This is a genomic window from Paenibacillus sp. N3.4, assembly GCF_008017805.1.
In the GTDB taxonomy this organism is placed as follows: Bacteria; Bacillota; Bacilli; order Paenibacillales; family NBRC-103111; genus Paenibacillus_E.
Map to the genome: position 1 here is coordinate 15871 of NZ_VRTT01000046.1, position 24366 is coordinate 40236.

Genomic DNA, 24366 nt, shown 5'->3' on the forward strand with positions numbered 1-24366 from the left:
TTTCCTCCCTAAAACATATTATTGCCAAGGGCTAGCCTTTTACCGCACCAGCGGTGATGCCCCTAGTAATTTGATCCGTGAAGATCAGATAAATCAAAATGGACGGAATCGCAATGATCGCCAGAACGGCGAATTGCGCCCCATAATTGGAAGAATACTGCCCCATGAAATAAACTACCGCAAAGGGAAGCGTTCTCAAAGAATCCTTGTCAATATACGTAACCGCCATAATAAACTCATTCCAGCAGCTTAAAAATGCAAGGACCGCAACAGTGGCAATAGCAGGCTTTAGGAGGGGCAAGATGATTTTGTAAATCATACCTGGCACTCCGAGACCGTCCATAATCGCCGCTTCCTCCAGAGCCCTTGGAATCGTTTCTAGGAAACCGGTAATAATGAACATGCTCACTGGAATCGAGAATGCTGCATAAGGCAAAATCAGAGACAAGTACGAATTTAAGATGCCAACTTGCTTAAACAAAATAAAGTTAGGCAGCAAGGTGGCGTAGATCGGAATGATCATGCCGACCATAATGAGCGCGAAAAACGTATTCCGCAGCCTCCACTTCATCCGTGTGAAAGCGTATCCCATCGTAATCGATAAAGCGACGATAATAACAATGGAAAGGAATGAAACTAACAAACTGTTCAAAAAAAGCATCGTAATATGCGCGCCCTTAAAGGCGTCAGCATAGTTTTTCCACATCGGCGGGTTCGGCCATTTCAACATGCTGGAACCGAAGAAATCACCGCTTTTTAAAAGAGAAAAGTCAAACAGCCACACGAGCGGAAACAGCTCCGCCAAGACAAGAATCGTCATAAATACGGCGAACAGCAGCCCTGAAATACCTCGAATTTTCATCTCAATACTCACCTACGTCTTTCTTTAGCGCACGATTCAACAGCACGGTAATCAGCAAACAGATGATCACTAACAGAATGGAAATGGCATTCCCATACCCATACAGTCCCTCGCGAAACGCTTTGGAATAGAGGTAAGTCGATAAAAACTGCGTACTGTTGGCCGGTCCTCCCCCGGTCATTAAATAGACGGTCTCCATCTGCTTGAACGCAGCCACCACAGCCAAAATAATGTTGACTCTAAGCACCGGTGCAAGAAGAGGAAATACAATCTTCAGGTTGAGCTGGAACTGTGACGCACCGTCCAACATTGCCGCTTCGTGAAGATCCTTCGGCACTCCCTTGATTCCTGCGTAGTAAAGCAGAAAGGCGTAACCGAATCCTTGCCACATGCACACAAAAATAATGCAGCAAATGGCCAGTTTTGAATCTCCAAGCCAATCCTGCTTCCAGGCCTCTAATCCAATCATCTCTAGCATTCGGTTTAGCAGTCCGAACTGGGTATTAAACACGCTTACCCAGAGCTGTGTCGTGACAAAGGTTGAAATAATGGAAGGAATAAAGATGCATACGCGTAGTAATTTCTCAAATCGTCCACAGTACTGCACCAACATGGCGATCAGAACGGAAAATGGATGCTGGATCAGCACGAGCCCTAAGCCGAGAAGAATAGCGTTGAGCAAGGATTTCCAAAACACTTCATCTTTGCTTAAGATTTCAATAAAATTATTCAGACCAATAAATTGGTAATTGGCTACTCCATCCCAATTCGTCAGACTGTAGTAGAAACTTACCAGTATGGGAATGAAGATCATGGCTGTAAACAACATAAATCCCGGTGCTACGAGCCAGAAAATCGTTCTTTTGTCACTTATGATGCTATTCATGCTCATCACCCTATCGGAAACATGGGGGCCGCGCACCGTACCTCCAGCCGCTTGCCCCTCTTTTATTTGTACTAGCTATTTCGTTGCCTTTGCTGATTTGTCCGCCGCTTCGTCAATGGCATTCGCAAAATCTTCCGGCGTCATTTTAATGCCTTCCAGCTTCTGAATCGAATCATAGAACGTCTTTTGCGTATCGGAAGAGAACTTATCTTGAGCTACTGTTCCGCTGTAAGTTTTGGAGTTGTTGAAGATTTTGGTCAAATCCTTCTGAACTTCCGTTTCCTTGCCCGTTAAATATTGATCATATTTTTGGGCAGGGAATGTAATCCCATTTTGCCAAACCCCTTTGGCCCAGCCATCCGGACGGAACATCCATTTCAGGAACTCAATCGCTTCTTTCTTGTGCTTCGAGTTATTGGAAACCGCGTATCCGCCGCCAAACCAAGCTGTAAGGTCATCAGTGCTTCCTTTGCCACCTTCAATGGATGGAATCGGGAATGCGCCGATATTGTTGCGCACTTCTTCAGGGAAATTCGCGTCCGAAGCCATCCCCATCTCCCATTCGCCCATCATGAACATCGCCGCTTTGCCTTGACCAAACATATTGCGGGCTGCGCCGTAATCCTGATTCAAGAAGCCATCTCCGAAGGCTCCCGCCTTCACCCAGCGCTGCACTGCTTTCGCCGCCTCAACCGTAGCCGGATCTTTATAGGTACCGCTTCGATCCATCGCTTTCTTCGATGTGTCCCAAGTGCCGGATGCTCGCTGCACCAGCGTGTCGAACCATAAACCGGAGGTCCATGCTTCTCTGCCATCCATAGCAATAGGCACAATCTTTTTCGCCTTCAGCTTATCAAACACACTGAACAGCTCAGCTTCCGTCTTCGGTACTTGCAGCCCGTTGTCCGCAAACACCTTCTTGTTGTAATAAAGAACCCAGAAATCGGAATTGCGCGGAATGCCATACAATTTGCCGTCAAATGAGAATCCATCAAGCGAGGAGGGAATGAACCCCATATCCTTCAAATCGGCCTTATTGATTTCCGCCAAAGCATTGTTATTGACAAGCGGTTTAAGGAAATTCGTATTCCCCCAGGCACTGATAATGTCAGGCAGTTGATTAGAAGCATTATAAACCTTAATCTTGTCCTGGTACTGAGGATCGGGAGAAAGCGTCTCCACTTTAATCGTAATATTCGGGTTGTTCTTCATGTAAGCTTCAATCAACTCTTGTTCGAGCTTGCCTTGACCAACTGCGCGATCCGAATTGTTCGTAAAAAAAGACAATGTAATCTTTTCACCCTTCGGAGCTTCTGTCGCTGCTGGAGCGGTTGGGCTCGCCGTTGCTGCGCTCGGTGCAGCCGAGCTCGGCGTTGTAGAGGCACCGCCTCCACAGCCCGTAAGTCCGAGTGCAGTCGTCAGAACAGCGAGACTAATTCCTGCTTGTTTAATACGTAATGTTTTCATCGTATCCACCTTCTTGAATCTAAATTTGTCATTTATGCTTCCATGAACTCATTGTAGGTGAGAGGATGCGAATTTGTTAGACACAGTTTTTCAGGTAATGTTGTACATTTTTCAGGTTACACTTTCCATCACACACCGTATCTTTGGAGACGAGTTCTTTCTTTCTCAAAATTTTTGTCCGTTTTTATGATTTTGTTGTATAGTTTTCACATTGGACCCCAAACCGTTATTTTTCTTGTTGCTTGCCATACGCTTCTTTCTTATGATGAAATTATCCCCCAGCAGAGAAGGTACATCAATGAGATCCTATCTTTCATCCAAATGGTATCTGGATTTGCCGATTCAAAGGAAGCTGCTGCTATGGTTCGCCCCGCTCCTTCTGATTACCATTACGATCACAGGCGTATATTCTTATCAAGTCGCCTCAAATGAAATCGTTTCCAAAATGAGTGTGGAGCAGGTAAGCTCAGCAAGACAAGCAATCGATCATCTCGATTATATCGCTCAGGACGCATTGGATATTTCCGATTATTTGTATTTAACCCCTGAGATTCAAGTCATGCTGAAGTCGGATTCGGCGAGCGGCAGTTACATCAATAATGATTCTATTCTTATGATCAACCGGCTGATGGTCACGCGTCCTTATTTCCAATTTCTCACAATATACTCACCGCGCTTCGAACCGATTCAATTCAATAATAAAGGATTGTCATCGGCCATACCATTTGAAGAATATAGAGAGAAATTTGATTACGAGGGCTTCCTTACAAGAAAAAAAATTGATGAATGGAGTATTGAGGTTCCCAATCACAGCAAAAGCATCTTTTACGGAGATACGAAAAACAAGCTGCTTCTGACGAAAATATTGAAAAACGATCTTACCTTAAAACCGGAAGGCGTTCTGATACTGGGTATCGATGAAAAGGACATCCGCCGATCCTACTCGACGCCAAATGACAAAACAACCATTATCGTTATCAATTCAGATGGATCTATCCTTTCGGATACCAACGGCTTTTGGATTGGAAAATCGATAAGAGAGCTCCCTTACTTTAATAAACCCATTGATCTTCCTGATCTAATCGACCCGACCGTCGAGAAGTCGGACTGGGTGTTCTCTCATTCGCAATCCTCCCTGACCGGTTGGCACGTACTGGTGCTCCAGCCTCGCGGGGACTTGTTGTCCCAGCTGAACCGTATTAAATGGATCACGGCCTTGATTCTTTGCGTAACCTTTCTCTTAAGTCTCATCGTATCTTGGTCTGTAGCCACCGTCATTACGAAACCGATGAAGATCATTTTATCCTCTATGAAAAAATTTCAAAAAGGAGATTTCTCCCAACAGGTGGGCATTCAAGGTAAAGATGAAATCGGGCAGCTCGGCACCGGTTACAATATTATGGTTCGCCGAATTACCCAATTGATTGACGATGTGTATGCTTTCGAAATCAAACAGCGTCAAGCAGAACTTAAAGTGCTGCAATCGCAAATTAACCCGCATTTCCTCTATAACACTTTGAATACGATTGCTTGGACCGCACAGAAAAATGGTGAGCATACCGTTGCGGAAATGATTTATTCGCTTTCGGGCATTTTCCAAATCAGTCTTAGTCAAGGAAGGGAGCATATTGAGCTTAAGGAAGAGATGAAGCTGGCAGAGCATTACCTCTTTCTGCAAAAAATGCGTTACAGAGAGAAGCTTTCCTACGAAATGGAACTTCATCCCGATTTGGCAACTTTCAAAATACCTAAGCTATTAATTCAGCCTTTGATCGAAAATGCGATTGTTCACGGGTTAGAACCGCTGACCGACGATATCGGCTTTATTCAAGTCACCGTAGTTCCTTGCGGAGATCACCCAAATATGATTCAGATTGAAGTAACGGATAACGGTGTGGGCATTCCTGAAAGCAAGCTGAAGGAGATTCAGGAACAGGCTTTTGCCGAACTCCCGCATCAAACGGCCCAAAACGAAAGTTTTGCACTTCTGAACATCATGAACCGAATCCGACTATTTTATGGAGCTGAGGCCGTTATGGATATTAATAGTGTGGAAAACTTTGGTACGAGGGTTCGTTTGCTCCTACCCCATTCTAAGAGGTGAGAATGCTGCTGAATCTGCTTATTGTTGAAGACGAACTGACGACACGAGAAGGCTTATATACCATGATCGACTGGCGGTCTCTTGGTATCCAAGTGTGCGGACAAGCCAGCAACGGTCTGGATGCATTGGATATTATTAATTCCGGCGGTGTTGATCTGCTGCTATCCGATATTCGTATGCCCATTATGGATGGCTTGCAGCTTCTAACAGAAATAAATCTTAAACAGATAGATATTCCTTCTGTGCTGCTCACCGGATATAGCGATTTTGAATACGCGCAGCGCGCACTGCGTCTGGGCGCACTTGATTATATCATCAAGCCATGCCCTCCAAGAGAAATAGCATCCATATTTGAGCAGGTCGTCATAAAACTGCTAGACAAAAGAAAGCAACAACATGATTGGAACGGTCTCCAATATCAATTGAAAGAAAACATACCTATTGTCAAATCCCAGACTCTGTTGGAGTGGCTTCACCATCCCAAGCGCAAGAATGAAAACCGCATTGAGCAAGTCCGCAAGTTGGGCATGTCAATTTCCGTTGAGCATACCATTGTGATCGCCATTCAGCCTGATGGCAAGCCTCTGAATGAACTTAACTACAACCGCACAGATTTGCAATTAATTCAGTTTGCTACGACGAATATTGTGCAGGAAACGCTCGAACAAAGCATTCGGCAGCCTGTTGAGGTCATCAAGGATCAGGACGGAATTGTTGCTATATGCAGCGGCACCTTAGATCTGCTGTTGGATAAAATCATGAACGGCTTATCCCAGCTTCAGCGCAATCTTGAAAAGTATTTAAAGATTACCGTAAGCATCGGTATCAGCAGTTCCAAAGCGAACATCGACAGCCTCGCGGATGCCTATATGGAAGCGAATTCCGCACTTCAACTGCGGTTTTACCGCGGCTTGGGGGGGATTTACTTCTACACCGAAACAGAGGCCGTACTGCTTGATCCGCCTCCAGCACAAATAGAGCCTGAGCGAATCCGGCTGGAGCCGATGATCATCGATCATCTTCGATCCGGCCTATACGCAGAGGCACTGAATCTTACTGAACAGTGGCTCGACTATTTCCATGCAGAGCATGCCCATTCTCGAATGGAGATCAACCTGCAGACGATCTCCTTAATTGCTCGGCTGATGCAGCTTGGCAAAGAGCAGGAGCTGGCCGCTTCCGGTTGGTCGGATAGCCTCGTAGCTATGGCAGATCAGGTTCACCGTGTGGAGACGTTCGAGGAACTGTCGGCCCTTGTCTATAAATCGATACAACAGCTGGTCGAGCTGCGCAATCCTCATAAAACCCCTCGCCGAAAAGTTCAACAGGCTGTGGAAATGATCGCTCAAGATTATAACTCTGCGGCATTGTCATTGGCAGGTGTTGCCAAAGAATTGTTCGTGTCCAGCACGTATCTATCGACACTTTTTAAACAGGAACTAGGCATTAACTTTCTTGACTACGTCCACCAATACCGCATTGAGCGGGCAAAAGCGCTGCTGCAATCCGGAGCCCACAAAATCCAGACGATTGCCCGAGAAGTCGGTTACTTCGACGAGGCGCATTTTACAAGAACATTCAAAAAATGGACCGGGCTTTCCCCTTCTCAATACAAGAAGGAAGCGCTCGATCCCAAGTAATATAGGTGAGCGTGGCGTATCGCTATTGCTAGAGTGTTGGGCCCGGTGATAACAGTCACCATTCTCACCACTTATTCACAGACCACAACAAATGCAGCACGTTACATCTTCTGAAGTAAATCGGCTACCAGTTCTTTCGGAGGATACTTATAAATATCCAGTTCCAAACGTTTCACGATACTTGAACCTTACGATCTATCTCAAAAGAGTATAGGGGCTTTTTAATTACATTTCTCACATGTTTTTCATTGAAATTTTGCAAAAAACGCATGCTTCGGGAGTTTCCTCCAAGAGCATGCGTTTTTTCATAACCTGAACACTCTGTGTTAATTCAATATTTTTGTTGCAATGAATGCCAAATCGATAATATCAATTTTTCCATCATTGTTCATATCACATCGCTTAATGCTTTCCCAATCCGGACTTGAGGAGTTTTGCCGTAATTCGTGGCCATGATAGCCAAATCACCAATCGATACTTTGCCGTCATTGTTCAAATCGCCTGGAATACCAACAGGTACCGGCGTTATTCCAATACTTTTGGAGGAGCCTAACGCTATAAACTCATTCCCGTGTTCATCCCCAAGCTTCGTACCCGTCACGGCAATTACAGCCGTCTGGGCTACGGTAAGCAGCTTTGCTTTGAAGGTAAGCTTTACCAACAGGGCATCACCGGCAACTGCGTGACCGGCACCTTGGCTGGCAGCAATCAAGCGAAGTTTACCAGGCGTACTCTTCACCGTCTCCAAGAGGCTAAGGTGAGTGAGTAGAGACTCCGCAGAAACGAATTCCAATAAACTCGCATCGTAATCAATTGAAATGTCCTCAGCAAATATCTGCTGCGTAACACCATTCAAACCATAAGTGATGACAATCTGCTGTCCGACCTGAACAGTGCTGCTGCCGGTTAATACGGTAGACGAACCTTGTGGAATGACGACATGTACCACCACCGCAGCCGTTGCCTGCTTGCCACCATACGTGGCCGTAACGACGGTGTCACCTTGCGAAACTCCGAAGATCGTGCCACTTTCCACAGTTGCGAATGCCGTATTGCCTATTTGGAACATAGATGCTGGTGTTACGTCTTGATGGGAACCATCCGAATATTGTGCGGTCACTTTCACTGCTGCGGACTGGCCTGTATTCATTTCATAGCTCGCTGCGTCAAACCCGATCGATTGCAACGTTGGCTGCACGATTTCGTTCTTCTTAAATACGTTTAGCTCGGATGCAGAAGCGAACCCGCCGTAACCTTCAGTCGCCTCAAGTTTAATGTAAGCAGCCTGAACAGACGCGAAATTCACTTCTTTTGCCAACGCATTTCTTAGCCACGCTCCGCTTGCCACTTTCGTATACTGAACGCCATCTTGGCTGACGTATACGTTATAGGCCGTGATCGTGCCGTTACCGCTATCCGGACGCGGCAAGTATTCCAGCTTACTGATTGAGTACGTACCGCCCAAATTCAAAATAATGGATTGCGGCAGCGGATCGACTCCAAGCCATTTGATATGCCACCAGGTGCTCGGATCGCCGTCGAGTACATTGCTCGGATCATTTCCAGGTTGGAAACTGGTTGCCGTTGCCGTCATTTGGCTTTGCGGAATTTTCACTAAACCGGTTTGCCCTGTTACGGTGACATCCGCCGTTGCTTTGAAGCTGCCGTCCGCCGTAGTAACGTTAATCGTCGCCGTACCTGCGCCTTTCGGAGAGACGATGCCGTTCTCATCCACCATCACAACGCCCGGATTACTGGTGCTCCACGTAACCGTCGTGTTCGCGGCATTCAATGGCGCTACCGTCGCTTCAAGAGCTACTGGAGCATCAAGCACATTCAAATTCAATGCGGTGTGATTCAGCGTCACGCCCGTTACAGGCGCTGTTCCGATGATGGGCAGACCCATCAGCTTCACATCTGCGATGCTCGCTTTCGCAGTTGCGTCTGGCAGCCCGGTAATTGTAATTCTTGCATAGCGGCCTTGGCTGCCGAACGTATCTTTCAGCACTTGGCCCGCTTCCGTATTGTTCATGCGGTTAAGAACCTGAACCCAGTTCGTGCTGCCCGCTTCACGGACTTCCAGCTTGTATTTGTACACCTTGTCACTTTGCTCGAATGAGATCTCAAGTCCTTGGATCGAGTACATTTTACCTAAATCAACGCTCCATACATGACCCGTGCCGCTATCATTGGCCGACCATCTTGTGTTCAGATTGCCATCGTTTGCGTTCCCCGCCGGGTACAATGGATCTGAGCTATCAGCCGTTGCCGGCTTCCCTTTCGCAATGTCGCCCAATGTTGGCGGTGCCTGAGGCGTTTCATACACGTCGATTTCGGATGCGGATGCGAAGTTGCCTACTGCCGCTACCGCCTCCAACTTCACATAGCGAGCATCAACAGGTGTGAATTGGACATATTTCTTGATGTTGTTGCGAACCCATGTACCTGTACTTATTTGTGTATAGTTCGTTCCGTTGGTACTTACATACAAATTATAGGTCGTAATCGTGCCATTACCCGCATCAAGCCGCGGTGCGTAACGAAATTGGCTGATATTGCGAACTTTACCGAGATCGAGAATAATCGATTGCGGAAGTTTGTCAGAGCCGTCCCATTTCGTGTGCCAGACGGAATTCTCATCGCCGTCAATTGCTTTGGACGCTTCACTGCCCGGCTGGAAGCTCAATGCCGTGGCGGTCATCTGGTTTTTCGGAATCGCTAACGGTATTAGCACCGAACCATCCCGGTACACGTTCAGTTCGGCCGCAGCCGCAAAACCGTTAACGCCAGCTGTCGCTTCCAATCTCACAAACTGCGCTTCCACCGTAGTGAAGGTCACTGTTTTTTCCAGCTTATCGGCGTTCCATGTACCTGTGGCCACCTGCTTATAGCTGGTTCCATCCGTGCTCACATAGACCTTGTAAGCTGTAATAATACCGTCTGTGCCTAAATATTGTCTCGGCAAATATTTCAATTTATTTACAGACAGCTTCGTGCCGAGATTGAGTGTAATTGACTGCGGCAATGGTGTGCTGCCATCCAGCTTGGTGCTCCAGATCGTCTCCGGGCTGCCATCCAGTGCGTTAGCTACAGGCGTCGTCGTATCGGCGCTCGTAGCTGTCGCCACGATGTCCGCCTGCACGATTTTCGTCGGATCGTTATCTGTTTCAGGCAGCGAAATGACAGATGCGTCTGTAAGCGGCGTCGTATCCGCCACAAAACCCGCCACTTTCAATTCAATGCCTTGATTCGTCGGCATATCCGGTGTTTTCACATAGACGATACCGCCTTTATCCGCCGCATCGAAGTACCACCCGCTTGCAGCGTTCGTCCATTCCGTTTTGCTTGCATATTCCGTATAAGCGGAGCCGCCAACTGCAATGCTGCTCGGCTTCCCATGCATATGAATTTGGAATTGGTTTGTACGTGCTGCCAATTTGCCGTTGTAATCGCCAACGCTCGCCCCTACTTGAACTTTCAATTCGCCTGTTCCTGTTTCAGGAGCGATTGAAGTAATGAGTGTTTTCGCATATTTGCCTGTACGGTGCTCCTTCGATACCCCATCATCTTCGTACATCGTGAAGCTCGACGTTTTGTACGGATAGATGTCGTATGTGATCGGATTTGGCGGCAATTGGCCGTCATAAAGTGTCTCCGGATACATCGGGATAATGGCTCCCGCTTTGACGAGAAGTGGCAAACGGCTCAGCGGAGCGTTGTATTCGTCAAGCATTTTGGAACCGTAATGCTCGGTTCCTGTCCAGTAGTCAACCCATTTGCCCTTCGGCAAGTAAATGCCGTTTCTTACTTCAGCATCTTTGTACACCGGTGCAACGAGGAACGACTGACCGGACATGAATTGGTACTGTGTCTGTGTGCCTTTTGTATTTGGATCGTTCGGGAATTCGTACACCATCCCTCTGGTAAAAGGCGCGCCCGACTCATAGGATTCGTTCAAATTTGTGTAAAAATACGGCGTCAAGCGCTGTCTAAGTTTCAAAATATCGCGATTATAGCTTGTATAGGGCTCTCCATATCGCCACGGTTGTTTATCAACGGATGCCCAACCGGACATACTCATTAGGACCGGCGTGAATGCTTTCCACTGCAAATCACGGACATAAGTCTTGGCGCTGCCCCCGAAGATCCCATCCACGTCACCGGTCGCGTAAGTCATGCCTGACAACCCGGCGCCGATCATCGAAGGAATGTGGAAACGGATATATTCCCAGTTCCCGGACTGGTCTCCCGACCACACTGTCGAATAACGCTGCGTACCTGCCCATCCGCCAACGGACCATACGAAACCGCGATCACTGGAGTTATTCTCCACCCCTTGATGTGCCTGTTTCGTTGCGTCCAAAGCAAAGTCGTATCCTGGACCGACCCATGCTACGTCCAGCTTGTTCAGACGGGTGCCGGCTACGCCCACTTCAGTAGCGATATTCGCAAGCCCGTTCTGCGTCCACAAGCCAGTATAGAAACCTAAGTTATGAAGCTGTTGAACCGTGCTTGGAAGCTGCACATACCCGCAGCCGTAACCGTCGTTTGGCAATAGCCATCCGCCTGGCATATCGTTGTCGCGGAATCCCTGCGCAACCTTCAGCACATCTGGCGTCGAAAGTTTGTTAGTTTTATTAGCACCAGTATTGCTTGTATTGTAGCAATCTGCATCGCCCATGCTCATGCCCCATCTCGGAATGAGCGAAGGCTTGCCCGTCAAATCCGTGTAGCCGTTCAAAATATCTTTGAACGTATCACCGTAAAAGTAATACGCGTCAAAGCGATTCTCATTGTGCGTCAGCTGTGCAGGACTGCCGAAATCGTATGTTCCGTCTTGGAACGTGTTCCGCAGTACGCCGTAGCCTGCCGTGCTCAAATAAAACGGAGATGGATTGGACACCGTGCCGCTACCCCAGTCGCCGAAGTTTTTGGCAATCTTGATTGTCTTATCACGGTGAGAGAAAAATCCGTTCTGCATCCCTCCGCCGTAGTAGTACTCATCTACTCCTCGTGCAAGCTTTTGTGTAGTCGATGATGAGCTGTAGTTTAACGGTGACTCCTCTTCCCAGACCACTGTCGTGTTGTCGCTCTTGTACATCGCGAATTTGAGTGGGCTTTTGTAAGCACGCAGTACGAACTTGCCTGTTGTTATTTTGAAATAGCTGCTCTCTTCCGACCAATTAACAGCGACCGGACCGAAATCTTCCTTGATCACGATCGGCTCTTTAGGCGTGGATGAGCTTTTGCCAGCCAGGGCTTGGAAATTCCCGCCTACACCAAGCCAAATACGAACCATATCGTCGCGATTAAAAATAACCTTTACTTTATCGGAACCAGACGTAATCGTAAACGTCTTCTCATCGGTTTTCTCAAATTTCGTGATGTCTCCTACGGCTGCCGCATGTGTAGTTTGCCCGCCAATGAACATTAGCGCTACTACGATCACCAGGCAAAAAGCGAAGCCTAAAGCGTGTTTCAGCGTTTTCACTTCATACACTCTCCTTTTTCATCCTAGATCTTATTGGGTCATCCCGCCTGACAGCATAGGGTACCCATGACGGGGAGCCACGACACGCTTCGGGAGCATGCTCCTAAAGCGTGCGTCTTCCCTCACAAACGACTAAGGTACAGCCTTACTCCAAAATTTTGCTTGCTACAACCGCAAGGTCGATAAGATCGATCTGACCGTCATTGTTCACATCAGCAGCCTTCACTTGCGTCCAATCCGGACTCGACGATGATTTGCCGTAATTCGCTGTAACAAAGACAAGATCACCGATACTCACACGTCCGTCATGATTAATATCTCCGATAATGCCGACGACCACATTGACACCGACAGAGGAAATGGCGGCTGTCGTTTCTCAATTCGATAACAATCTTCTCAGAACAACGGCCGACTCCGCCCGGGTCGCATGCTCCTGTGGAGCGAACGTGTCTTCTGTTCTGCCATTCATTAAGCCTGAGCTGATGGCATAACCTACTGATTTTTTTGCCCAATCGCTTATTGCGCTTTCAACAGTAAATTTGTTTGTAATGCCCGCTGTCATGTCCTCCACTTTAACTCCCTTAGAGTAGGCGTTCGCCCTCATCAGCATAGTTGTCATTTCCTCACGTGTAATGTTGTGCTCAGGAGCGAATTCACTTTCGGAAACCCCTTGAATCAAACCTGCTGCATAAGCCTTCTTTACCGAGCTCTCGTACCAGGCGCCTGATGGAACATCAGCAAATGGAACTTGAACGACTGCATCTTTCAATTTCAATGCCTTGACGATCAACGTGGCGAACTGAGCTCTCGTCACATTGTCATCTGGAACAAAATGGTCGTCATTCATGCCTTCAACGATGCTTTTAGAAACCATTTGCATAATATCAGCTTTCGCCCAGTGACCAGCTAAATCGCTAAATTTCCCTTTTCGCCCTCCACGTTCCCAATTTTGGTGTGGGCGATCGTAATTTCATTGTTCTTAATGATTGGAGATACCGAAAATCCTTTTATATTGGATTCCGCTTTCACAACTTCCAATTTGTCTGGATCGAAGATGAATTTCACCTCGTACGCATATAGATCCTTCAAGTTTTGTCCGCAGCGCATTTACCAACATTTTACGTTTCAGCGGTATCCTTCCTTTCTATATCCTCCATCTGCAAGTCCCCTATCTATGCGATCAGAAAAATGTCTATTTCGTATTGAAAAGGTTCCTCCTTTCTCTCGTATTGATACAATTTGTATCAATACATACAAAAGAAGAACACAATCCATTCATTTATAGATCATGCTCATCCTTTTTAGCATTGCTATGGAAAGCCTCACCCTTTCAGAGCTCCAGCTGTAATCCCACCGGTAATCTGCCTTTGAAACACGATATAGAATACGAAGATCGGCCCCATCGATACACACAGTGCTGCAAATAAGGGTCCCCATTCTGTACGATATTGCATTTCACCCTGCATCACAGCAATGGCAACAGGAATCGTATATTTCGCAGGGTCATTGATAAGCACCAGCGCAAACACATATTCATTCCAAATGTTCAATACAGTAATGATCCCCACGGAAATTAATCCTGGTTTGGCAAGCGGAAGCATGATTCGAAAGAAGATTCCGTAATGAGAGGCCCCGTCAATCGCAGCCGATTCCTCCAATTCGCTTGGCAGTGATTTGAAGAAGCTGACCAAGACGAATACGGCAAACGGTACCGCTGAAATCGTGTAGACAAGAATAAGTCCAAGCATTTTGTTCGTCAAATGAATATCATTGAGCAAAAAGAAGAGCGGTATGATCCCAAGAAACAAAGGAATCATCTGATAAGATAGATAGGAATAGTACAGCAATCCATTCCCTCTGAAAGTGTATCTAGCGATAACGTAGGCCGTCGTGGCCGATAAGAACACGCCTAATATCGTGCTAACGACAGTCACTACAAGGGAATTCACAAAATAATGGCCAAAGTTATACTTTTCCCATACATAGGAGAAGTTGGACCAAAGTAAAGGGAGTTGTGGCAGATTCCAAGGCTTGCCCAGAAAAAACTGCTGATTGTCCTTCAATGAGCTTAAAATCGTCCAGAACAACGGATAAAGCACACAAACCGTCCATATCACTAAGATCAAGTTGGCAAATATGCGAAAAGTCGGATTCATATAACCTTGCTTCATAAGAAAATCTCCTCTACGTTAATTCGATGGTTTCTCGCTTCATCAACCTCTGAAGGGCTGCTACTGTAATTAAAGAGAGAACCAAGATGAGGACGCCAATCGCAGATCCATAGCTAAATTTACCGAATTTAAAAGCATTCATATACAAGTATGAACCCATTACTTGTGTTGCATTGTCAACGCCACCTTCATAAGTCATGATCGTGACGATAATGAAGGAGCCATTCAATGTTGTCATCACAATCCACAACACCGATGTCTTGATTTGCTCCCACGAAAGCGGAAGTGTAATTAGCCAAAACTGACTCCACTGCGATGCTCCATCTATTTCGGCCGCTTCATATAATGACGAGGGAATACTAAGGATTCCGGCAACCAGCAAATGATGGTAAAGCCAAGTCCTGCCCATATCGAAGGCGGAAGCAGCGCGAATATGGACCATTTATCGCCTAACCAGGCAAATTCAAACTTTTTATCCGTAAATAAAGAGATAAATGAGTTCAGAAATCCAAGGTTTGGATTATACACATATCGCCACAGTACACCAACAACGACGACTGAAAGCACATTGGGGATGAAAAAAACGGTGCGGTAAAAACCTGCTCCTTTGATATTGAATCGGGTAAGGGCAACTGCAAAGAACAGCGACAGGACCATGAAACCAACGACTTTGCCGATGACGAGAATAAAGTCATTACGAATCGCCTTCACGATAATGTCGTCCTTCAACATCTCTTTGAAATTATCAAAACCGATAAAGTTATATGTTTCAGAGCCGCCCGACCAATCAAATAAGCTTAAATAAATACCTTTAAACATCGGATATACACTAAATACAAGGTAGAGCAGTAAGGTTGGAAAAATGAAGGAGGCAATGAACATATTCCGCTTCATCTTTGCTGTTCCCAGTGCTTTCGTTAGGTTCCTCTTCGTCGTTTCCGGTGTGGCTGGCGTAATCTCGTTCATAAGTTCCTCCTTTCTAAGAGCAGAAACGATCATATAGAAAATTGCTTTTCTATATGATCATTCCGCGCTCATTCGTTATTACTTCTTTTCCTTGGCACGTATTTTAGCAGTAGCCTCTTCCATGCGGTCTGCCCATTGCTGCGCCGTAATTTCACCTTTGGTCAACGCCACTGTTGCATTGTTTCTCGCTGTTACCAGTTCCTCAGGAATAACAACTTCAGGCGATACGATGGTATTCGGAGAATTATAGAACTTTGCCGCTTCTTTCGTGAGAGCAGGCGCTTTCGTACCTTCGAGGTCAGCTTTAATGTTAGAAGGAGCTTTGGAAAGCTCAGCCCAAGCCTTGCTTTGCTTTTCTGTATAAATGAATTGCATAAATGCCTTTGCAGCATCCGGATTTTTTGCTTTTTTCGCAATAGCAACGGTGGAAGTGTACGGATTGGCTACGAATTTACCACCTTTATCTTGACCGACGGAAGGCAGGAATCCGAACTCAAAGCCAGCAGGAATGTCTTTTGACATTTCGCTTTCAACCCAAATGCCCGTTGGGATGAAAGCTGCTTTGTGCTGAAGCCACTGTGTTTGGGAATCCGTGTGGTTCAGAGCCGGTGATCCCTTATCAATAAAGCCTTTATCTCGCATCTCTACCATTTGCCCAGAGCTTTCATAACAGGCTCGCTCTTCCATACACCTTGCTCCAGTGAATTGATTTTCTTGACAATGGAAGTGTCGTAGTTGTTCATAGCAACGATCGTAGGGTCTAACAAGCCGCCATTGATATAGTACGGGTACACGCCTGTATGAATGTATACACTCATTGCACCATCGGCTTTAATTTTGTCCCCGAGCGCCTTGAAGCTCTCAAAGTCCGTAGGTGCGTCCCAGCCCTTACTCTTGAACATCGCTTTATCATAGAAGGTTCCCCATGAACCGAATACAAGCGGAACCGCATGAGCTTTACCTGCTTTATATTCCTCCGGTTGAGCGATCAGGAGATCCGTGATTTTCTTTCCGTCAACGTTTTTCGCATCTTTCAACCAATCTGTAATATCCATAAGCTGATCGTCTGTCACCATTTGTCTTGTGTTCGAACCTGCGCCGTCAATGTATACAAAGTCTGGCGGATTGCCTTGAAGCCAACGAGGCTTCATCTGCTCATTAATTTTAGCTCCGGCAGATTCTTTAATCTTCAAATCCGGATTCAGCTGTTGAAACTCTGTAATCGCTTGTTTCCACCATGCATCGCCATACCCGCCGACAAAGTATTGAATTTCAAAGTCGCCGGTTAGCTTTGTCACTACTGGCTTAGTAGATTCTGCCGCCTTTGCGGTTTCAGCTGGTTTGGCACTTTCTGCTGGCTTCGGTGTCGCAACTGTAGACGTACTGCCGCACCCCGTCAGAGCAATAAGAACGCTGGACATCACAACTCCCATAGTCATTGCTTGTTTAGAACGATTTACCATTTCGTTGACCTCCTACGAACTGTTATCTTTGCTTTACACACATTAATCATAATCATTCACAGGGGCTTCAACCATAGAATAAATCACTGTAATAGTTGAAAAAAGTATTGAATTCAACAAGGATACCAACAAAGGATAAACGACAAAAAAAGTCAGGTAAAACTACCTGACCATCATTTATTTGCCTATTCGATTTAGCGATTTTTATTAAGAGCAATTTGCTGCAACCGATTGAGCGCTTCCTTTGGTGTGATTTGCCCTAGCAGTACCGTTTGGCCCATATTCCTCGTTGCGTCCATGACCGCCGACCATGCCGGGTCATTAATAGGGTAAAATTTAGCCGTCTCGATCGCCTTAAGGTTCTGATTCATCATCTTGTCATTAGCCATCAACTTCTTACCCACCGTCTGTATCGTAGGCAGCAAGCCTTCCTTGAGTACAAACTCTTCATTACGCGCATCGTCATAAATAAAATCAAGAAATAGAGATAATGCCTTTTTGTTCGTATGTTTCGTTTTGAAAGACATGAATACATCCTGCACGCCTAGCACGAAGGGCGTTTGCCCCTCTTTGACCGGGATCGGTCCCTTCGCCCACTTCAGCCCCGGATATTCATGCGGGACTACCGCCTCAAAATAATTACCGGAGATCAGCATACCTAATTTGCCATTGCCGAGAATCCGCTGCTTCTCATCTCGAGTTGTAACCGCAGGCTCGGCATCCGTCAAGCCATCACGATAGAGCTCTTTGAGGAATGTTAAGCCTTCCACGTTTTCTGGCGAGTTGATCGACCATTGGCCATCCTTCATCCAGCCTCCGCCCGCACCGAAGAAAAAGTACGACAGATACGCCCAAATCTCATTATCCGTCAAATCAACGCCGAAGCCGTAAGCTTGTTTCTGCCCCTTGATTTTTCTAGCGGTTTCCTTTAGCTCCGTCCAGGTTGTTGGTGACTCTTTGATGCCGATCTCATCAAAAATATCTTTGTTATAATACAATTGCCTGATCGTTGCTACGAAAGGAATTGCAAACTGCATCGAATTAAACTGGCTATTATTCATAAAGATAGGATAAAATTTTGTTTTAAGCTCTGGTGAAAGCAGCTCATCCATATTATTTAACAGCCCATCCTTGGCAAAATGAGCATAAAGGTTCGACAGCAGCAAGTCCGGAGGCTCGTTTCTAGAAATCATTGTATTATAGGCGCTATCCAATATATCCCAATTAATAACCTGAAGTTCAACATCAATGTTCGGATATTTGGTTTTGAAGTCCCTCACCAGGTTTTCCCAGTAGGGCCTTGTAGACGAACTATAATCGGGCGCGACGAAGGAAATTAATGCTTTAGACTCTGAATTGGGCGAAACGACCTCTTGATCGACGACTCCTAGGCATCCCGTGAATATAAATGGCACTAAAAGAAGAAGTAATTTTCTCATACGTCCCTCCCCTGGCTACTTTTCCACTAAGGGAAAGAGAAGCTCTTGATTTTCTTGGGTATACATATTGTCTTTGGTGATGACTAGAGAATCTACGAACTGACTCGGACTTACCTTCACCCCATTCAAAGCTTTCAAAGCGGTTTCAATCGATACATATCCCATGTTAAAAGGCCTCTGGACGATTGTCGCGCGAAGGATGCCCTCCTCAAGCAGCTTAATTTCATAAATAGAGCTATCAAAGCCTACAAGTTTGACTCTCCCTGCTGTATTTACTTCTTTCATTGCTCTGGCTGCTCCCAATGTCGACGTCTCGTTTAAGCCGACAATTCCTTGCAGATCCGGATGAGAGATAAGCATCAATTTGACAAGCTCATACGCATCATCCTCCGTGCCGTGGAAATAGAAGGTCCCTATATTTTCGATTTCCCGATAATTTCCAAGCGCAGCCTTCAAACCATTTTCCCGCTCTTTTTCAGCGGTAGACCCTTTCGCGTCACCAATGGTCATTACTTTAAATGAACCACCGCTCCAGCTTTCGGCGAGCGCTGTCCCCGCTTTTTTGCCAGACTCTACGTTATCCGTTGTAATAAGACTTTCTGCTGTGTAGTTCTGGATCGGAGAGTCTATCAGGATAAGCTTCACACCTGACACTCTTATTTTATTCACCAGTGGCGTAAGCTTGCTAGCGTCTGAGGCGGCGAGGATGATCGCATCCGGCTTCTTCTCTAAAGCTTGATTCAACATCCGGATTTGTTCCTCTGTATCAGATTCGGTTAAGGGACCCGTAATTTCTGTCTTCACATCGAATTCCTTCGAGGCTGCTTTCACCCCTGTACGGACTGTCTGCCAAAACTCAGAGCGAAGATTGTTTGTCTTCAAAACTACCGTGATCGAAAGCTCTTTGGGCTTCGAACTACGCAACGTTTCAATGCCATACACAACGATAAATCCTGTTATTACAATGGAAATCACAACTAATAGAATCGGCCTTGTGATGGTCATCCGCATCTCCTTTCTACAAGCCCTTCGGGAGCACTATCGTCACCTCAGTACCTACCCAGCGTTCGCTCTTGAAGGTTAACCCGTACTTGCTTCCAAACAGCTTAATTCGTTCATTCACATTACTAAGCCCTATACCTTTATTTCGACCACTGGTTAACTTCACGCCTTGATCCATCGTTTCCAGGTCCATCCCCACACCATCGTCTGAGACAATAAATATGAGATCTTCTCCCTCTTCTCTCGCTATAATCTTCACCGTGCCAAGCTCCAGCTTGTTTTTAATTCCATGGTAAATGGCATTTTCAACAATAGGCTGCAGGATGATTTTAGGAACTTGATAGTCGAGTATACGAGGGTCTACATCGATTTCGAAATCGAGCTTATCCTTATATCTCATCTTTTGAATGGATAAATAGTTGGTTATGTGTTCAAGCTCCACACGAACAGGAATCGTGTCGGTATTTTTATTAATGATCGCGCGAAAAAGCTTCGCTAATGCCGAAGTCATTTGAACAACCTCGGTATGCTTCTTGCGTTCTGCCATCCAGATAATCGAGTCCAATGTGTTATACAAAAAGTGGGGATTAATTTGCGACTCCAGCAATTTCAATTCGCTCTTACGCTTTAAGTGCTCGTTCTGGATGATCTGGTTCATCAAATCCCTTATTCTCGCTACCATGATATTAAATGTCCGGCCAAGCTGTCCGATTTCATTCTCGCTGAGAATCTCGGTCCTAATATCAAAGTCTCCTTTTTCCACCTGCTTCATGCTGCTTTGAAGCTTTTTGATCGGCCTGGACAGATGACGTGCAATCAGAAAGGAAATCTGAAGCGCAATCGCAAGTGCCAGTATACTCCATAGAATATAAGATACCCTGATCTGATCCTGGTTGGCGATCAACTCATTGGTATAGGCAACTCCGACAATTTTCCAGCCAAAATGCGTGTCCTTGATCGTATATATCCGCTTTTTATTTCCTTCGCTCACGATGAAGCTGCCGCTGCTTTTGGACGTAACCTGATCGATCAATTCTGTCTTCAAATTACTATTAATAAGCTTCTGCTGTGGATGGTAGACAATGTTACCTTCATTATCGACAATGAAAACGTATCCCCTTTTTCCCAAATTGATTCCACTGCATATTTCATTAATGACGCTGAGATTCAAATCTACCAAGAAGATCCCTTCACCTGTTAAACCATCGGCACTCTTCAGCTCCCTGCTGAGAGATACGACCCAACGATACTCGTTCTGGAAAATGTTCTGCACGTGAGGAGAAGAAATGACCGATTTGCCGCTTCCCTTCTGCGCTTTGGTATACCAAGGTTGCTCAGTAATATTTGCATTTGCGTTCAAGCTTGTAATTCTGCGGTCAGAAACGAACCAGTCATTATAGCCGAAAACCATGATCGAAGCAATATCCTTGCGGGAAATTAATATCGACTGAAATAAATCAGATATGCGTTTCTCATAAGGTCTTCGTTCCTCTTCATTGATGAAGCTCGTGCTCGAGATGTAATATTTCACATCTTTATTCGTCATCGCGAGCGTACCTATATTTTCCATATTTGTCACATAGGATTGAATATTTAAGTTTACTTGCTGAATGATCTCTGAAATATAATGCTCCGAATTTCCTTCTACGGAATTAGCAGATAAATTGTAGGAGATCACGCTCGTTATGGCTAGAATGAACAGAATCAGGCATGAGAATGCGACAGATATGCTGGATTGAATACTTGAAAACTTGAAAAGATCGAATTGGATACCTCGTCCTTTTCTCATTTACGCTTTCTCCTTTGATAGCCGGTCACGGTACTCGGTTGGGGATGCACCCGTCTGCTTCTTGAACAGCACACTAAAGTACTGCGGGTCACTATATCCAATTTTGGAAGCGATTTCATACGCTCTTAGCGAGCTGCACTGTAATAGTTCTTTGGCTTTCTCCAACCTTACCTTGGTTACATACTCCATAATCGTTTGTTCGGTACGCTGCTTAAACACGACACTAAAGTAGCTTTTACTCATATGCACGTGTCGGCAGATGTCCTGTAAGGACAGATTTTCGTCTGAATAGTGCTGCTCGATGTAGTCAATTACAGCTCGAATATGAGTGGTGATCAGATCGCTCCTTTGCTGTGAAATGGACGTAATCGCTTCGTTGCAAAATCTGTTCAGCCAGATCTCTATCTCATCTAATGTTCTTAAATTGTTGATGTCCAGCAGCACTTTCCCGTGGTGTTTAACGAGGTCGTTCTGGTTGCCCAGCAAGTCGTGAATCGTGTTCACAATTGCAATTACAATCGATTGGATTTGCAAATAACAAGTACCGATCGGCATCAAAGAAGCCTTCAAGGAGCTGACTAATTGTTCAATGAGGCTTTGGGCCTCCGAATATGTACCCGTTCTGATCAGTGTTGAGAACTTGAGGCTCCAATCTATGTCTAGCTGCTGCGAAGGTGTCTGCGTAGACTCCATATCCAAAATACTGATGACACGATTATGGCCTAGCAAATATCGGTAATCAAGTGCGGATATCGCTCCTTTATAAGAGAGGGGGAGCTCGGATAGTGTGCTGCAAACAATGCCAACACCGATGGTGACTGTTAATTTCAAATACTTCTCGACGCAGAAGCGCATCACTTCCGCAATGTTGAATGCATCTTCATATAAAACTTCCTCATCCTTCCCGTAAAGGATGACGATGATGCTTCCTTCCCGGGTTCGGAAGAAGATCGCTTCCCTCCCCTCCATAACTTCCTCTATGACATTGTATACCGCAAATCTGAGAATCTCCGGATCGTTTTCCCAGCGTCCCTTTCCTATTTCACTAATCTCGTCAACATCGACCACCACCACCAGACATGGCGCACTGATCCGCGGCAGTTGGAAATACTGCAACCGCTCTTGGATGTCAGTTGCACTCATAGAACGATTGATCATTTGCTCCAAGAACCGTTCCTTTAGTAACGGCAGACTTTGTTGAAGCTGCTTCTTAAGCTTCGACATATTTTCACGATTCTCGTTTTCCTTGTCCATTTCCTGTTTCACTTTGTCGAGCAGAGCGCGCAGTTCATCAGCCGTTATCGGCTTTACAATAAAATCATTAACCTTCAAACGCAGCGCCTGCTGCGCATAATTAAAATCATCATAGCCCGTAAGGATGATTACCTTCGTATAAGGGTGGCTGAACTGAATTCGCTTCGTTAATTCTATGCCATCCATAATCGGCATACAGATATCCGATAATACCAAATCTGGCTTCCGTTCCTCGATTGCTTCCAAGGCCTCACTGCCATTCGCATAATCACCCACAAATTCAAAGCCGTGCTCATGCCAGTCCATACACTCTTTGATGCCTTCCCTAACTTCAAAATCATCATCAACGATCAGGATTTTATACATGAACAGGTCACTTCCTTTCGAAGCTAGCATTAGACAATTTTCTTTAAATATTGCAATTCTACCCTTATTTTCCCTTATACCAAACAATTACTATCATCATATTCCCTCCCTTTGAGTTTTTCAATCCTATTTATGGAAGTTTCTTTAAAATCACCACATGATTTGCGCAAAAAAACCGTCTGTGCGCTCTGCGCAATCACAGCCCGGTCGCGGCATTCCTTGCTCGGATCGAACCAGCACAAAAAGAGTAAACCTGATTAAGGTCTACTCTTTTAATTAATGGGCGCCTACTCGAATTGAAGCCGTTTGGTTGTCCCACACCGTGCTTGGAATTTCTCGGCGCAGCACAGGTGCTACTTCCGTCGCGAAACGTTCAACCTGCTCACGCTGCTCCGTCTCGGTCAAGCCATCAACACTAATGCTTAGTACTTGATGGCCATAGGCCTCATGATAGTTGAGAATCTTCTCGATCACGCTATCCGCGCTTCCTACCAAAATAGGTCCATTCTGTATGTTGTCATCAAGATCCTTAAATGGGGTTTGATTGTGCTGCGCGGACGCTGTAGATTGAAAAGCATTATAATAAGGACGGTATCGCTCAATTGCTTCTTCCTTCGTGTTCGCCAAATACAAGCTGCCCGCTCCTGAGCCTACAACGGCTTTCTTGGGGTCGTGACCATAATAAGCCAGACGATCCCGATAATGATCAATGAGTGCTTTATATTTGGATTGATGATGAAACGTGTTGGATGAGAAAATCGGTTCGCCATACTTGGCCGCCAGCTCCGTTGAAAGCGTACTGGATGCGCTGCCATGCCACACCGGAATCGGTTGTTGAAACGGTCTCGGGTAAACGGTAACGTTATCAAGCGGCGGGCGGTACTGACCTTGCCAAGTCACATTTTCCTCATTCCAAAGCCGTTTAAGAAGTCCATATCGCTCCGCCAGAGAATCCCACTGCTCCTCCTCCGAAATACCAAAAAGCGGGTAATGACGCGGATCATTTCCCTTCCCAATAATTAACTCTAATCGTCCATCTGAAAGGTGATCCAATGTGGCATAATCTTCAGCCACACGCACAGGATCCAATACACTTAAAACCGTCACCGTAGTGAGCAAGCGAATACGTGAAGTTTTTGCCGCAATCGCCGTAAGCACGACAGGTGGCGAGGAGGATAAGAATGGAGCACCATGCCGTTCACCTACACCATACGCTTCAAAGCCAAGCTCTTCTGCAAGAACAGCCTGCTTCAGCACATTTTGGAATTTCTCCTGCTCCGTAAATTTTTCTCCCGTTATCGCATTAGGAATATTCATCATCAAGCTAAATAGAGCAAATTTCATCTAACACATCCCCCTTCGACCAACGAAGAAGCTGTCATTCAGGTATGTCCGATCTGCATCATTCTTCAATTTATTCCCATCGTAACACATGAAGGATATATCAGCAATCATTTTTCACACTA

General features: G+C 45.8%; 18 protein-coding genes and 1 pseudogene. 2 read left to right on the forward strand and 17 right to left on the reverse strand.

All coding sequences use genetic code 11. The features are described from left to right. Positions 1-31: 31 nt before the first annotated feature. The 3 genes from FU659_RS21620 to FU659_RS21630 form a co-directional block, all read right to left on the reverse strand. Positions 32-862, reverse strand: a complete 831-nt coding sequence (locus tag FU659_RS21620) for a carbohydrate ABC transporter permease (RefSeq protein ID WP_147949449.1) — start codon at positions 860-862, stop codon at positions 32-34. A 1-nt stretch (position 863) separates the two neighbouring features. Next, on the reverse strand, positions 864-1748 hold the full coding sequence (locus FU659_RS21625) for a carbohydrate ABC transporter permease (protein WP_147949450.1): 885 nt from the start codon (positions 1746-1748) through the stop codon (positions 864-866). Between the two features lie 75 nt (positions 1749-1823). Next, positions 1824-3215, reverse strand: a complete 1392-nt coding sequence (locus FU659_RS21630) for an ABC transporter substrate-binding protein (protein WP_147949451.1) — start codon at positions 3213-3215, stop codon at positions 1824-1826. Between the two features lie 298 nt (positions 3216-3513). Here FU659_RS21630 and FU659_RS21635 point away from each other — a divergent pair, with 298 nt between their 5' ends. Further along, positions 3514-5319 (forward strand): cache domain-containing sensor histidine kinase, encoded by a 1806-nt coding sequence (locus FU659_RS21635; RefSeq protein ID WP_187274300.1) that lies wholly within the window; start codon positions 3514-3516, stop codon positions 5317-5319. A 2-nt stretch (positions 5320-5321) separates the two neighbouring features. Continuing rightward, a complete protein-coding gene (locus FU659_RS21640) occupies positions 5322-6959 on the forward strand; it encodes a helix-turn-helix domain-containing protein (RefSeq protein WP_147949453.1) in 1638 nt (545 codons plus the stop codon). Between the two features lie 326 nt (positions 6960-7285). Here FU659_RS21640 and FU659_RS38940 read toward each other — a convergent pair whose 3' ends face one another. From FU659_RS38940 to FU659_RS21705, 14 genes and pseudogenes are all read right to left on the reverse strand, one after another. Beyond that, the gene (locus FU659_RS38940; protein WP_147949476.1) at positions 7286-7351 is read right to left on the reverse strand and encodes a hypothetical protein; all 66 of its coding nucleotides are present in this window, start codon (positions 7349-7351) and stop codon (positions 7286-7288) included. Continuing rightward, positions 7348-12450 carry a discoidin domain-containing protein gene (locus tag FU659_RS21650; RefSeq protein ID WP_147949454.1) on the reverse strand — a complete coding sequence of 1701 codons (5103 nt, stop codon included), beginning with the start codon at positions 12448-12450 and terminating at the stop codon, positions 7348-7350. Before FU659_RS21650 ends, FU659_RS38940 begins: the two co-directional genes overlap by 4 nt. Before the next feature lie 145 nt (positions 12451-12595). Beyond that, a complete protein-coding gene (locus tag FU659_RS21655) occupies positions 12596-12790 on the reverse strand; it encodes a dockerin type I repeat-containing protein (protein ID WP_147949455.1) in 195 nt (64 codons plus the stop codon). Positions 12791-12826: 36 nt separating this feature from the next. After that, the gene (locus tag FU659_RS21660; protein ID WP_222708600.1) at positions 12827-13324 is read right to left on the reverse strand and encodes an S-layer homology domain-containing protein; all 498 of its coding nucleotides are present in this window, start codon (positions 13322-13324) and stop codon (positions 12827-12829) included. Between the two features lie 32 nt (positions 13325-13356). Further along, positions 13357-13557, reverse strand: a complete 201-nt coding sequence (locus FU659_RS21665) for a hypothetical protein (protein WP_147949457.1) — start codon at positions 13555-13557, stop codon at positions 13357-13359. Positions 13558-13772: 215 nt separating this feature from the next. Then, positions 13773-14621 carry a carbohydrate ABC transporter permease gene (locus FU659_RS21670; RefSeq protein WP_147949458.1) on the reverse strand — a complete coding sequence of 283 codons (849 nt, stop codon included), beginning with the start codon at positions 14619-14621 and terminating at the stop codon, positions 13773-13775. Positions 14622-14634: 13 nt separating this feature from the next. Beyond that, positions 14635-15515, reverse strand: a pseudogene (locus tag FU659_RS21675) (carbohydrate ABC transporter permease). 150 nt (positions 15516-15665) lie between these two features. Then, positions 15666-16238, reverse strand: coding sequence for an extracellular solute-binding protein (locus FU659_RS38380; protein WP_315971344.1), 573 nt, complete (start codon positions 16236-16238; stop codon positions 15666-15668). Then, entirely contained in the window at positions 16232-17050 is an 819-nt protein-coding gene (locus FU659_RS38385; RefSeq protein ID WP_315971345.1) for an ABC transporter substrate-binding protein, read from the reverse strand. Before FU659_RS38385 ends, FU659_RS38380 begins: the two co-directional genes overlap by 7 nt. 194 nt (positions 17051-17244) lie before the next feature. Further along, positions 17245-18489: an extracellular solute-binding protein gene (locus tag FU659_RS21685; RefSeq protein ID WP_147949459.1), complete on the reverse strand. Its 1245-nt coding sequence runs from the start codon at positions 18487-18489 to the stop codon at positions 17245-17247. 15 nt (positions 18490-18504) lie between these two features. Further along, a complete protein-coding gene (locus tag FU659_RS21690; protein WP_187274301.1) occupies positions 18505-19494 on the reverse strand; it encodes a substrate-binding domain-containing protein in 990 nt (329 codons plus the stop codon). A 13-nt stretch (positions 19495-19507) separates the two neighbouring features. Next, a complete protein-coding gene (locus FU659_RS21695; protein WP_147949461.1) occupies positions 19508-21280 on the reverse strand; it encodes a cache domain-containing sensor histidine kinase in 1773 nt (590 codons plus the stop codon). Beyond that, on the reverse strand, positions 21281-22900 hold the full coding sequence (locus FU659_RS21700) for a response regulator (RefSeq protein WP_147949462.1): 1620 nt from the start codon (positions 22898-22900) through the stop codon (positions 21281-21283). Between the two features lie 276 nt (positions 22901-23176). After that, positions 23177-24244 (reverse strand): LLM class flavin-dependent oxidoreductase, encoded by a 1068-nt coding sequence (locus tag FU659_RS21705; protein WP_147949463.1) that lies wholly within the window; start codon positions 24242-24244, stop codon positions 23177-23179. Positions 24245-24366 lie beyond the last annotated feature (122 nt).

Bases quoted from the DNA above. Each gene is read 5' to 3' on its own strand.
- FU659_RS21690 (WP_187274301.1), bottom strand. From the start codon at position 19,494: ATGACCATCACAAGGCCGATTCTATTAGTTGTGATTTCCATTGTAATA.
- FU659_RS21695 (WP_147949461.1), bottom strand. From the start codon at position 21,280: ATGAGAAAAGGACGAGGTATCCAATTCGATCTTTTCAAGTTTTCAAGT.
- FU659_RS21670 (WP_147949458.1), bottom strand. From the start codon at position 14,621: ATGAAGCAAGGTTATATGAATCCGACTTTTCGCATATTTGCCAACTTG.
- FU659_RS38380 (WP_315971344.1), bottom strand. From the start codon at position 16,238: ATGGTAGAGATGCGAGATAAAGGCTTTATTGATAAGGGATCACCGGCT.
- FU659_RS21700 (WP_147949462.1), bottom strand. From the start codon at position 22,900: ATGTATAAAATCCTGATCGTTGATGATGATTTTGAAGTTAGGGAAGGC.
- FU659_RS21660 (WP_222708600.1), bottom strand. From the start codon at position 13,324: ATGGTTTCTAAAAGCATCGTTGAAGGCATGAATGACGACCATTTTGTT.
- FU659_RS38385 (WP_315971345.1), bottom strand. From the start codon at position 17,050: ATGGTAAATCGTTCTAAACAAGCAATGACTATGGGAGTTGTGATGTCC.
- FU659_RS21635 (WP_187274300.1), top strand. From the start codon at position 3,514: ATGAGATCCTATCTTTCATCCAAATGGTATCTGGATTTGCCGATTCAA.
- FU659_RS21665 (WP_147949457.1), bottom strand. From the start codon at position 13,557: ATGCGCTGCGGACAAAACTTGAAGGATCTATATGCGTACGAGGTGAAA.
- FU659_RS21640 (WP_147949453.1), top strand. From the start codon at position 5,322: ATGCTGCTGAATCTGCTTATTGTTGAAGACGAACTGACGACACGAGAA.
- FU659_RS21620 (WP_147949449.1), bottom strand. From the start codon at position 862: ATGAAAATTCGAGGTATTTCAGGGCTGCTGTTCGCCGTATTTATGACG.
- FU659_RS21630 (WP_147949451.1), bottom strand. From the start codon at position 3,215: ATGAAAACATTACGTATTAAACAAGCAGGAATTAGTCTCGCTGTTCTG.
- FU659_RS21625 (WP_147949450.1), bottom strand. From the start codon at position 1,748: ATGAATAGCATCATAAGTGACAAAAGAACGATTTTCTGGCTCGTAGCA.
- FU659_RS21705 (WP_147949463.1), bottom strand. From the start codon at position 24,244: ATGAAATTTGCTCTATTTAGCTTGATGATGAATATTCCTAATGCGATA.
- FU659_RS21685 (WP_147949459.1), bottom strand. From the start codon at position 18,489: ATGAGAAAATTACTTCTTCTTTTAGTGCCATTTATATTCACGGGATGC.